10 protein-coding genes are annotated in these 12,329 nt (G+C 48.1%); 6 read left to right on the top strand and 4 right to left on the bottom strand.

The window, feature by feature from the left end:
* Positions 1 to 14: 14 nt before the first annotated feature.
* Together AC58QO_RS31030 and AC58QO_RS31025 are read right to left on the bottom strand one after the other, a co-directional pair.
* Positions 15 to 1,571: an ABC-F family ATP-binding cassette domain-containing protein gene (locus AC58QO_RS31030; protein WP_497272434.1), complete on the bottom strand. Its 1,557-nt coding sequence runs from the start codon at positions 1,569 to 1,571 to the stop codon at positions 15 to 17.
* Between the two features lie 95 nt (positions 1,572 to 1,666).
* The gene (locus AC58QO_RS31025; RefSeq protein WP_497272432.1) at positions 1,667 to 2,410 is read right to left on the bottom strand and encodes a spermidine synthase; all 744 of its coding nucleotides are present in this window, start codon (positions 2,408 to 2,410) and stop codon (positions 1,667 to 1,669) included.
* Between the two features lie 198 nt (positions 2,411 to 2,608).
* Between AC58QO_RS31025 and AC58QO_RS31020 the strand changes: the two genes are divergently transcribed.
* Positions 2,609 to 2,818, top strand: a complete 210-nt coding sequence (locus tag AC58QO_RS31020; RefSeq protein WP_497272430.1) for a hypothetical protein — start codon at positions 2,609 to 2,611, stop codon at positions 2,816 to 2,818.
* A 377-nt stretch (positions 2,819 to 3,195) separates the two neighbouring features.
* Complete coding sequence (locus tag AC58QO_RS31015; RefSeq protein WP_497272428.1) at positions 3,196 to 4,179, top strand: aldo/keto reductase; 984 nt, start codon at positions 3,196 to 3,198, stop codon at positions 4,177 to 4,179.
* A 60-nt stretch (positions 4,180 to 4,239) separates the two neighbouring features.
* Here the strand turns inward: AC58QO_RS31015 and AC58QO_RS31010 are convergent, their stop codons facing one another.
* Positions 4,240 to 5,130, bottom strand: coding sequence for a helix-turn-helix domain-containing protein (locus AC58QO_RS31010; protein ID WP_497272426.1), 891 nt, complete (start codon positions 5,128 to 5,130; stop codon positions 4,240 to 4,242).
* 122 nt (positions 5,131 to 5,252) lie between these two features.
* Here AC58QO_RS31010 and AC58QO_RS31005 point away from each other — a divergent pair, with 122 nt between their 5' ends.
* The 3 genes from AC58QO_RS31005 (at position 5,253) to AC58QO_RS30995 (ending at position 7,884) form a co-directional block, all read left to right on the top strand.
* The gene (locus AC58QO_RS31005) at positions 5,253 to 6,326 is read left to right on the top strand and encodes a Gfo/Idh/MocA family protein (RefSeq protein WP_497272515.1); all 1,074 of its coding nucleotides are present in this window, start codon (positions 5,253 to 5,255) and stop codon (positions 6,324 to 6,326) included.
* Between the two features lie 50 nt (positions 6,327 to 6,376).
* Entirely contained in the window at positions 6,377 to 7,216 is an 840-nt protein-coding gene (locus AC58QO_RS31000; RefSeq protein WP_497272424.1) for a sugar phosphate isomerase/epimerase family protein, read from the top strand.
* Positions 7,217 to 7,587: 371 nt separating this feature from the next.
* A complete protein-coding gene (locus AC58QO_RS30995; protein WP_497272422.1) occupies positions 7,588 to 7,884 on the top strand; it encodes a hypothetical protein in 297 nt (98 codons plus the stop codon).
* 168 nt (positions 7,885 to 8,052) lie between these two features.
* On the opposite strand, the gene AC58QO_RS30990 is transcribed toward AC58QO_RS30995, so the two are convergent.
* On the bottom strand, positions 8,053 to 10,374 hold the full coding sequence (locus AC58QO_RS30990) for a helix-turn-helix domain-containing protein (protein WP_497272420.1): 2,322 nt from the start codon (positions 10,372 to 10,374) through the stop codon (positions 8,053 to 8,055).
* A gap of 156 nt (positions 10,375 to 10,530) precedes the next feature.
* Between AC58QO_RS30990 and AC58QO_RS30985 the strand changes: the two genes are divergently transcribed.
* Positions 10,531 to 12,048 (top strand): extracellular solute-binding protein, encoded by a 1,518-nt coding sequence (locus tag AC58QO_RS30985; RefSeq protein WP_497272418.1) that lies wholly within the window; start codon positions 10,531 to 10,533, stop codon positions 12,046 to 12,048.
* Positions 12,049 to 12,329 lie beyond the last annotated feature (281 nt).

Raw genomic sequence — 12,329 nt, 5'->3', positions numbered from 1 at the left:
ATTGTATAAATCGTTTAGAACACTTTCGTCGTCCAGGACTCACAGTTCCATGTTTCCGTCACGACATCGCGATAGAAATCAGGTTCATGGGAGATCAGAATGATGCTGCCTTTGTATGCTTTCAGTGCACGCTTCAGCTCTTCCTTCGCGTCGACATCCAAATGGTTCGTAGGCTCATCGAGTACAAGCAGATTCGTTTCGCGATTGATCAGCTTACATAAGCGAACTTTCGCTTTTTCACCACCGCTGAGCACAACAATCTTGCTCTCGATATGCTTGGTTGTGAGTCCACAGCGAGCAAGCGCCGCGCGTACTTCGAATTGATTCAACGAAGGGAACTCATTCCAAACCTCGTCGATACACGTATTGTTATTAGATTCTTTGATTTCTTGTTGGAAGTAGCCGACCTGCTGATTTTCACCTTTGTGCACGGAACCCGCTAAAGCAGGGATTTCGCCTAAAATGCTGCGCAGCAACGTCGTTTTACCGATCCCGTTGGCACCGACGAGAGCAATCTTCTGCCCGCGCTCCATGCGCAGGTTAAGCGGACGGGATAACGGTGTGTCGTAACCGATAACCAGATCTGTCGCTTCAAAAATGAGCTTACCTGACGTACGCCCTTCTTTGAAGTTGAATTGTGGTTTTGGCTTTTCCTTGGCAAGCTCAATAACATCCATCTTGTCGAGCTTCTTCTGTCTCGACATCGCCATGTTACGTGTGGCGACACTCGCTTTGTTGCGAGCAACGAAGTCTTTCAACTCAGAAATTTCCTGCTGTTGGCGCTTGTACGCGGACTCCAGCTGGGATTTTCTCATTTCGTGGACTTCTAGGAAGTGATCGTAGTCACCAACGTAACGGTTCAAAGCTTGATTTTCCATGTGGTAAATCAAGTTGATAACGCTGTTCAGGAACGGAATGTCATGGGAAATGAGGATGAAGGCATTCTCATATTCGTTGAGGTAGCGTTTCAACCATTCGATATGCTGCTCATCCAGATAGTTCGTCGGCTCATCGAGAAGCAGAATGTCTGGCTTCTCTAGCAACAGCTTCGCAAGCAGAACCTTCGTCCGCTGCCCGCCGCTCAAATCATTCACGTCTTTATCCAAGCCGATATCTGTCAGACCCAGACCGCGGGCCGTTTCTTCGATTTTGGCATCGATCATGTAGAAATCTTGATTCGTTAATGTATCTTGAATCGTTCCTACATCCTCAAGCAAGCGCTCAAGCTCTTCAGGGGAAACGTCGCCCATACGACCGTACATATCGTTCATTTCTTGTTCCATATCGAACAGATACTGGAAGGCTCCCTTAAGGACATCGCGCATCGTCATTCCTTTGCTCAGCACCGCATGCTGATCCAGGTAACCAACGCGCATGCGCTTGGACCATTCGACTTTCCCATCGTCCGGCTGAAGTTTCCCGGTAATGATGTTCATGAAGGTGGATTTCCCTTCACCATTTGCGCCGATAAGTCCGATGTGCTCGCCTTTCAACAGGCGGAAGGATACATCGTTGAAGATCGCGCGATCTCCAAAGCCGTGACTAAGTCGTTCTACATTTAATATGCTCATGAATGACACCTTTTCTATTGAACTTTTTTTCTTCTTACATTTTATTATAAACGATAGGAAGCAAACAACTCCCCCAGGTGAATAAAATAAGGAAATTAGGCTTCATCCATCAGGATATGCCCATAGCTTGGCTCTATTTCAAGGAAGCCGGCCATATGGCGGCGGTGGCAGGTGATCGGCTTATTTTGACCCATCAGGATGATATTCTGCAGATCGCGGCGCCCCTCGGCCGGAAGCTTATAAGCTTTCACGTACGGAAATACCTCGCTAAGCGTGGTATGGATGGCTGCGAGGAGCGGATCATGCTCACCTTTGCCCATAAGATTCAGGAGGATGGCGCCTTCGGCGTCGAGCTTTTCCCCAGCCATTTGGAAAAAAGTTAATGACGTTAACGACAGGGGTGTGCCTTTATCGGTAAAAGCATCAACAAGAATATAATCGTAGGTGCTTGGAGGCTCGCTGTGAAGGAGCTGTCTTCCGTCACCGATATGCACATTATCTTGGCCGTAGCCGAAATAGCGCCTGCTAAGCGCTACGACATGCTCATCCAGCTCCGCAACGGTGAAGCGTTTCTCCTTAAAGTGGGAAGCGATGGTGCCAATGCCGTGTCCGATAAGGAAAACACGTTGGAAGTGTGGAGCGTTTATTTGCATGAGATGAATCATTGCCCGTGGATATTCAAAAAGAATACGGTCCGGATGCAGCAAATCCATCGCACCTTGCATGGCCTGATTGGAAAATTCCAAGATGCGGAAGCTCCCTTTTTCATCCGAAAAGGTGTTGGTGTCATAAATGGTGATGTCATGATGGGCGGTTTGTTCCTTGTATAACACGTTCAAGGGTTCTGAACTCCTTCGATTGTGAGGTATGAGGACAGTATACCATAGCCTAGCAAACTACATCTCTAGACCGAGATGAGGTTAAAGCTTGGGTCTGATGAGTGGGGGAGTTTATAGCTCTATAATAGATGTAACGAATTAATACTTGGTTTACGGGCTGATGAAGTCAATCTCATAGCAGGTTATAAGGAGGTTCTTATGACGGATCAAGGGAGTAGCGTACAGATGGAGCGCGAGCTGTCGGCGGATCTGCTGCTGATGAGCAAGTCCGTTTTTGCTGAGAGTTTTCAACATATATTCGCGATCGGTTTCGGGTTTGGGGTTGTGGCGTTCATCGCATGCTTCTTCATGAAGCGGGAGGCATTGTCTTCGAGCCAGGAAGAAGCGAGTGCGCGCGTAACTGTGTGAGTAGGGTTAGTTGAGATAGGAGCTGCTGAGGGCAGCTCTTTTTTGGTTTTTCGTGTTAACTAGGAATGAGCTTCACAGTGGTTGTGTTCGATTGGGATGAAGTTGTGACTATAAGGACATTGGTGAAAAAGTGATGTTCGGTAAAATTACGCCTGAAGCGGCTTATGATGAATTGGTGAAGAAAGAGAAGGATTACCAATAGAATAGGAACTGGACTAACTCAGGCCGTTGAGACTTTCTCGGCAGCCTGAGTTTTTCTTATTGAATAGGAATGACGAAAACGAATACTCAAGCCCCGCGCGCGAGTCGGGTGATTCCCACGGATATCGTGTATAATCAATGGGAGAATCACATCATAGCAAGGAATGGGTGAAAGTATGGCGGGGAAAGCAGTACGCAGGCAGATGGGCAGCTCGTCTCTGGCCTTGTCACCACTCGGACTGGGTTGCTGGCAATTCAGCAACGGTCAGGGGATGGTTGGCAGGTTTTGGCCGGTGTTGCAGAAGGAAGATGTGCGAAGCATTGTGCAAACCAGTCTCAAGGGCGGGATCAATTGGTTTGATACAGCGGAGGTCTACGGAAAAGGTCAATCGGAGCAAATGCTGGCAGAAGCGTTGCGTGAAGCAGGACCATTGGCTGAAGGAGCTCATATTGCTACGAAGTGGTGGCCGCTGCTGCGCACGGCTAGCAGCATCACGAGCACCATCGATGAGCGCATTCGCTTGCTAGAGAACCGGACAATTGAGCTGCATCAGGTGCATCAGCCTTTTTCGTTCTCGTCCGTTCGTGAGGAAATGAACGCGATGGCTGAGCTGGTGAAGCGGGGCAAAATCAAGAACGTGGGTGTCAGCAATTTCTCCGCTGACAAAATGCGTGAAGCCGACCGCGTCCTGGGTGAGCATGGACTTCGTCTTATTTCCAACCAAGTGAAATATAGCTTGCTGGATCGCCGCATTGAGCATAATGGCATCATGGATGCTGCGAAAGAGCTGGGTGTTGCGATTATCGCGTATTCACCGCTGGAGCAGGGCATTCTTAGTGGTAAGTTTCACAAGAATCCAGCGCTGGTGAAAGCGATCAAAGGTCCGCGCAAATTCACTTCGGCTTTTCGTGGCGCAGGGCTCCAGAAGTCAAAGCCGCTGATAGATAAGTTGGATGAGCTCGCGGTCATCTATGATGCGTCACCGACGCAGATCGCGCTGAATTGGTTGATCCATGCGCATGGGGAGACAGTATTTGCGATCCCAGGCGCGTCGAAGACGCATCATGCCGAAGAAAATGTGAAGGCCATGCAATTCACACTAACCGAAGAGGAATTAAAGCAAATCAGCGATGTTTCCAATCAGGTGCTGAACAAATAAAAAGAAAGCCTCCAATCACACCATGTGAGTTGGGGGCTTTTTGGCGATAATCAATCCGACCTAGGTCACCGCACGACCATGCTCAACCTTCCGGTAGTCCTTCGGCACGATGCCCTTGCTTTCTCGGAAAATCCGCGAAAAGGTTTTGTACGAGCCATAGCCAACCTCCAACGCGATCTCCGTGACACTCATGTCCGTGGAGACTAATAGACTACAGGCATGGCGCAAGCGCAGATCATGCAAGAAATGAACAAAAGTCTGTCCAGTCGTTTGCTTGATCACCTCGCTAATGCGCGAGACGCTCATCTTGAAGCGTACAGCGAGATCGGACAAGGCAAGATCCTCTTGATAATTCCGATGGATGTAATGAATGATAGGCCACACAGCTTGGCTGGCTTTGGAGGAAGCTTTGGCTGAAGTGCTTACAGCCTCTTCTTGTCCAACATGCTGAAACCGATGCCGATCGAAGCGGATCAGAATCTCCTTCAGTTTGGCCTTCAGCAGGGTCTGCCTGTAACGTTCGTCCCCGTGATACTCCTTAAACATATCTTCAATGAGAGCCGTCATCTGCCTCTGCTCGAACTCTTCAAATTGTACATAAGCAGGTAAATCATTAGCGTCATTAAATAAATCAGACAATCCCTGATCATTCCCTGGCTCCATGAGCAGATCCATACTGAACATGCCGTTGAGAAGCACTAGCTTTTGACCCGGATCCGTAAAGATCTCATGCACCTGATAAGGCAGCACAAACGTAAAAGTGCCTGGTGCCATCGCGTGTTTCACATCATTTATCGATTCTGCGCCTCGTCCTTCCACCACATAAGAGAATTCGAGGTAATCATGACGATGTGCACGGAAGCCATGTTCCAATGTATTTCTACTGAGGTGAAATGGGAAAGGAGAGTGCATGTTGGGGTACGTTTTCAAATAATCTGGAAAATACGTCATGGTCATTCAGGGCTCCTTCGAAAAAATGGGACGTTTTCCGAATATACGGTACGACTTTCTATCGTACTTATTTTATCATAAAAGCAGGGTCAACAGCGTGTACTTATGAGGAGGAACGAATGGTGGAAAGCGTTAACAAAATTAGAATTGGCATTATCGGTGCAGGAAATATTGGCGGCGTTCATATTCGTGAGTTTTCGAAGCTGGCGGATCAATGCGAAATCACGGCGATTACGGATGCGTACTTGCCTTTAGCTGAGGCGAAAGCACAAGAGCATGGCATTGCCTATGTGGCAGCCACACCCGAGGAGCTTATCCAGAGCGATAAAGTCGACGCCGTAATTATTGGAGTACCGAATCAATACCATGCTTCCCTTGCTGTACAAGCGATTGAAGCGGGCAAACATGTCCTTATCGAGAAGCCAATGGGCATTAATGCCGCAGCGGCCAAACAAATATATGAAGCAAGCAAAGCGTCGAATACGATTGTGATGATCGGTCATCAAATGCGATGGGAATCCGTTCCGATGCAAATTAAAGAGCAGGTCGAAGCGGGTGAGCTAGGCAAAATTTACACAGCCAAAACCGGTTGGTTCCGCCGCAAAGGTATCCCAGGTTGGGGAACATGGTTTACGAAAATGGACGAGTCGGGTGGCGGTCCTTTGATCGATATCGGCGTTCATATGCTGGATCTTGCCCTCTATTTGATGGGGAATCCAAAGCCTGTATCCGTCGTTGGTGCAACGTATGCCGAGTTCGGACCGCGCCGTAAAGGGATTGGCACATGGGGCAAGCCGAACTGGAACGGGACGTATGATGTTGAGGATTTGGCAACGGCGCTGATTCGTATGGAGGATGGCAGTACGTTGACGCTTGAAGTGAGCTGGGCGGTGCACATGGATACGGACAACACACCGTTCGTACACCTCATGGGCTCGGATGGCGGAGCTAGCTACAAGGGGCCTACAGGTAAATTATTGACCGAGAAATTCAACCGTGCGATCGAGACTGAGCTCAAAAAGCCAGAAAATGATGAAGGCGAGCGCCAGCGTCTCAGCCAACATTTCTTAGCTTGTATTCGGGAAGGCAAGCAGCCGATTACGTCTGCGCTTTCTGGTTATACGAACAATTTGATCCTCGATGCGATCTATGAGTCTTCGCGCACGGGCAGTGAAGTTAAGTTGAACTGGAATTAAAGGAAGAGTGAACGAAAACAATAGCAAGCAACCATTTGGAGGATGATCCGATGCTTAGAGGGTTAACAAGAGCAGGGCTTGGCAAGATCGAGAGCAACGAACAATTCATAGAGTTAGCGGCAAAATATGGCTTCCAAGCGGTCGACATTGACGCTTTGAGCCTTGTAGAAGCTCACACCCTTGATGGTGCTCGTGAGTTATTAGCGAGTCGAGGCCTCGTCGTCGGCTCGATCGGTCTCCCCGTGGAATGGCGTTCCACGGAAGAGGTATTCCGCGAGGGGCTGCCGAAGCTAGCCCAAGCCGCGGCAGCGGCAGCAGCGCTCGGCTGTACGAGCTGCTGCACGTATGTGCTGCCCTCCACGGACTTGGGGGCAGCGCACTTCATGGCGCTCGCGACGCGCAGACTACGCACGTGCGCCCAAATCCTAGGCGCCTACGGCATCCGCCTAGGTCTGGAGTTCGTGGGTCCGCATCATTTGCGGACGCGGTGGAAGCATCCGTTCATCTGGACGATGGATGAAACGTTGGATTGGATCGATGCGATCGGCGAGCGCAACGTGGGCTTGTTGTTCGACGCGTACCACTGGTACACGACGGGGGGGACTGTCGCGGATATCGAGAAACTCCGCGTCGATCAGATCGTGCACGTGCACATCAACGATGCGCCGGACGTGCCGGTTGAGGAAGCGCTCGACAACGGGCGCGTGTACCCGGGTGAAGGCGTCATTGACCTGGCAGGCTTCCTGCAAGGTCTGCAGCGCATTGGCTACACCGGCGCGGTGGCGCAGGAGATCTTGACGGCCGAAGCGCCGACGGATTCTCCGGAGAGCTTGGCGGAGCGGTCTAAGGCTGGCTTCGACAAGGTGTATGCCGCGGCGGGGCTGAAGTAGTTTGAGGCTTGAAGAATTCGAAGCGAACCTCGTGAGGGGTTCGTTTTTATTTGTTTTTCGTCGCTATTCTTACTATCCCATCGGCTCAGAAAGACGATATGTTGGATGATATCTTAGGAGGAAGATTTGATGAATTTGTATGCAGGGAGTTGTAATCTGAGTCAAAGGGATAGTGGCGATAGAGAAATAAATGAGGTATGAAGCATGCCGTATGACGTAAGAAGTCTACCGTGTAACATATAACGTCTAACATGCCAGGAAGTGTACGTCCCACCTTCGACAAAAATTCCTATAATTCGTCCCTAAAGTGTGACAAACTTCTCATGAAAACTCGGGTACGATTTTATAAAAAGCGAAAAGGAGATAAGATCATGCAAATTAAGAATAAACAGGACATCGGCTTGATTTTGGACAACTTTTCAAACTTCGCGGAGTGGGATGCAGCAGGGAAGAAGCTTTACCTCGTTTTTGCCGATAAAAAACGTGGAGGTCAATGGACTTTAATGAATTACGAAGACGAACGCTTTAGTGTTCATGGCGTGGGAAAAGATTATGAGGATGCGGAAGAGTCGTTTTTCGAGGAGCGTAATCAGGTTCTCTCCTTCCTGTGGGACAACCGTGCTGCGCTTAAAGCAGCGATTGAAGCCAGTCAAGTCGTTTCCGCCTAGGGATCTATACTTAAGCAGCTTCATCAATGGACAAGCCTCTCCGAAGGCTGTCCTACAAAACGAACAACAGCCTGCGAAACCACCAACTACAATGTGGTGGCTTCGCAGGCTGTTTGCTTGTGGCTTGCATGTGGTGGCTTCGCAGGCTGTTTGCTATTTCCAATCGCCTCACGAACTCGGCGGTGAGCCCTCTTTTTGCTTATCCCGGTACTGACCGGGAGTGAGTCCTTCCTGTTTGCGGAAGGAGCGGATGAAATTCTGCGAGTTGTTGTAGCGCAGCTTCGAGGAGATATCCTTGATCGGCATATCGGTCTCGGAGAGCCATTTTTTCGCCATATTGAAGCGGTAGTTCGATAAATAGTCACTGAAGGAGCAGTTCGTTTCTTTGCGGAAAATGCTGCTCAAATAGTTAGCATTATAATGCAAGCGTGAAGCACATTCCTCGAGCGTCAGATCTGTGTCGTAGTAATGCTGCACGAGATCGATGATTTTCTCGGAAATGTTATGGTACTGCGCATCCTGGCGGTCGCGGTAAATCCGGATCAGCGGATGGATAACCTCGGTCCAGAACCAATCCTCGATTTCAGCCGTCGTATGCAGGCCGAGCACCTCTTCGAACAAAGAGCCTTTGTTCGGATGGATTTGATTCAAGGCGATGCCGGATTCCTGCATCATCATCAGCAGGTTGTTAAGCAGCCGCGCCAGCGGGATCTGGTACTCCTGCGGCGAAAGCGGCGCTGCGAAAACAGCCTGCAGCAGCTGCTTCAGCAGCTCGCGGGATTTATCCTTTTCGGCTAGTTTGATGCTGTCGATCAGATCGTTTTCCAAAGGCTTCGGATAGTTCAAGTTCAAGTAATGCTTCCCAGAGTTGATATTCTCATATTGAATAATGATGCCCTCTCCGAGCTTGATTCGGTGCTTCAGCGCCTCAAGTCCCTCTTTGTACGCCAGGGCCATCTGGGTAAAGGCGTGAATCGGCAGGGAAATCCCGATGGAAATATGCAGCTTCAAGAAGTTATAAATATGCTGCTGAACCTGTTCCGTCAAGCTGTATACCATTGTACGGAAGTCACTATCAACCGAGTCCGAACTACCGATCATCGTAACGATAGTTTGATCAATTAGGATTGGCGCTAAGCGTTGTTCCGAAGGGATGAGCTCCTCCAGCATGTTGTGCACGGCAAAAAGCAGCAGTTCCATATCCTTTTTCTCATAGCGGGTATGGTCGATAGCGTCAATTTGGATCGTGATGACCGACATCGTTTTCCATGAAGCAATATGTTCGGTGTAGCCGAATTGTGCAAGTTTTTCTAACAACTCCGCCGATTTAATATGTCCCTGAAAAGCCTTGATGAGGAAGAAGGTCCGCACTTGGCCGATATGTTGGTGGACTTCTTTTTCCAGCTGCGACTTTGATTGGAACAAGGTATGCACATGCTCGCTGATCATCTGAAATTCATTGGCTTTGCGCTTCTGATTCCCCGTCACTAGTCCCCCGATTTGATTCAGAAGCAGTTGGATCGGTGAATACATTTTACGCGAGACTAGCCATGCAAGCACCAAAGCAAGAAGCAGCATCAGGACGCAGATGTAGATCGTATAAGTTCCGATTTTGCTGGATTCCTTGGTCAAGCTCTCGATTGAGGTCAAGGATAAGTAGGTCCAGTTGTTTAGGTTCGAACGCAAGAACGTAACGGAATAAGGTTTATCATGAATGCTGGCGCGGAATTGTCCGCTTCCTTCTTCAAGCGGTTTAAGGTCAGTCAGGCCTGCCGCTGTGATTGATTTGCCGATTAGACCGGGATCCCGATTCATCACAATCCGCTGCTGTTCATCGATGATGACAATGTCATCGGGGTGTTCGGAGTCACTTTGAATCATATCCTGCAACGAGCAGGCGGGAATATTTGCTAAAGCAAGGCCGTATTTATCCAGGCCGGTTGTCGGAAGCTTTTTGACTAGCGAAATACTATACTCACAGGTTACGCTGCGCGCGTTTTCCTCTGTGTAGAACCATTCCGAAGGATTCAAGGTCCACGTACTGTTATCTTGCGCGTTCATCAGCGAAATCAATTTATCGGCAAACGGATAGTTGTCAAAACGGTAAAGGCCTGAATTTTTGATCATCCAATTCTGCTTCGCGTTAATCAAGAGCACATCTTCGAGCCTCGTGTCAAAAGATTGCATATATCGGATTTCGCTGCGCAGATCATCGTACATCATGAAATCGGATACAGTTAGCGGCATTTCCATTGCCTTTTTGAGAACAGTGGAATTGATGACCTGATTTAGTGTATGGTTGACAGTGGTTAATTTCTGCTCTACATTGGAGTTAATTTGGGTGATTAACTGCATTTTTCCTTCGTTTACATTTTTTTGGATTTCACTTGAAGATGTCACGAAGGCGAAAGCGCCGATAAAAATCACAGGCAGCGTGCTGAGCAGGAAGCTGAATATCGTCATTTTGCTAAGAAAACTTAAAGAGCGCATCGCATCCAACACCTTATCTATTTGAAGAATCATTCGTCAGACTATCTATGTATTGTAGTCAAGAGTGCAGTTCAGATCAATAATCATCTGCAAATGGGATAATCATTATCTCATATTTGCTGTTAAAAAACACTTGTGTAGCAAGGGGGAATTAGCTTGAGAAGTGGTTTATTTGGTGGGAGGCTCAAATGGACGCGGATGATCATAGCTCTGAACATCCTTATATTGATAAGTGCTTGTCAGAACGAAAGTACGCCAATAGTGAAAGAAGAGAAGGGGACTAGACCTGTTATCTCCATTATGGCACCGCTTCATTTTCCGCATCCGCCAATACCAGAGATTGTACAAGCGATTGAGAATAAGACGCAAACCAAACTGGATTTGAATTGGGTTCCGGATGGTATTTATACAGACAAAATGAATACAGCCCTCACGACAAACTCATTGAAAAAAGCGACTTACGTCAAATATACGGACTATATGCTGATGAAAAATTCGATCCGTTCCGGCGCATTCTGGGATATTGGACCTTATCTGGCGGCGTATCCGAATTTGAAAAAGCTGAATAAAGAGATTTTGGGTCAAGCAGCTGTTGACGGCAAAATTTATGGCTTATACACCGAACGTCCGTCCTCTCGGCAGGGTATTATTATTCGTGAAGATTGGCTGAATAATCTCAAATTGAAGAAGCCAACGAATCTCAATGAATTGTATGAAGTGCTCAAAGCATTCACATTTGGGGACCCTGATCGTGATGGGAAAGACGATACGATTGGGTTAACGGATCGCAATGATTTGGTATTCGGCTCATTCAAGACAATCAGCTCCTACTTTGGAACTCCGAATAATTGGGGAGTTTCCGCAGGGAAGCTCATTCCGGAATTTGAAACACAAGCGTATGTAGACACGATGAATTTTATGAAAAAGCTGTATGATGAGAAGCTGATTAATTCGGATTTTGCCGTGACAAGCAAAGAAGTACAGCGGGATAAGCTGATTCGCGGCACAGCCGGCGTGTACATCGGCAGTATGCAGGATGTGCAGCGTCTTTCGGATGAGGCACAGTTGGTGAATCCAGAGGCAAGATTAACGCTAGTGAATCATATTGAAGGACCGCAGGGATTTCATATTTGGTCTATTCCTAATTATAGTGCCTTATATCTATTTTCGAAGAAGGCGATTAGAACGGAAGCGGAACTCAAGCAGATGCTGCAGTTTTTTGATCGGACGATGGATAAGGATATCGCTAATCTGATGAAATACGGCTTGGAGGGACGGCATTATACGGCCAAGAATGGGCAAATTCAGCTCTCCGAAGAGACGTCGAAGATTCGTGTTAATGAGGTCAACGCGCTATATGCGCTGATGATCGCCGATTTGAACAATCCGAACATCATACCCGTTGTAGAAAGTGAATCGTTGTCTCAGCTGGCGGATACGCTTAGCTTGGATAATGAGAAGTATGCGGTCAAGGATCCGACACTGGGTATAGAATCGAAGACCTACGACGAGCGCGGAGTCGAATTGTACAAAATCATCTCCGATGCGACATATAACTACATTTTAGGTAAGTTAGATAAGGCGGCCTTCCAGCAAGAGATCGAGCGTTGGAAGCGCGGCGGTGGGAATCAGATGATACAAGAGTATAATGAGGCGTATGCGAAGCGTGGTTAATGGCGAATGTTGATATGTCGTTTTCCAAGGGCAATAAGTAAGTTGCGCGTATAAAGCACACAAGTTTATCATTTGAAGTCTACCAACTGGTAGGCTTTTTCTTTTGTCTTTTTTGCGCCTAAAGTCCCAGCCGCGGCCTTAAAGGCTTCCTCAATAATCATCTCCCCGCCCGATAATCATCATCTCACATCCCGCGCTAGGCGTGGGTTATATGAGTAAATGATTGTTTCGGTACCCTTGTCGGACCGTGTAATGTGTGAGTTGTAGCACACAACATTTTC

Source organism: Paenibacillus sp. J31R30 (assembly GCF_059692115.1).
The sequence above is the reverse complement of the archived record's forward strand: the minus strand, read 5'-3'. Positions and strand labels throughout refer to the sequence as shown.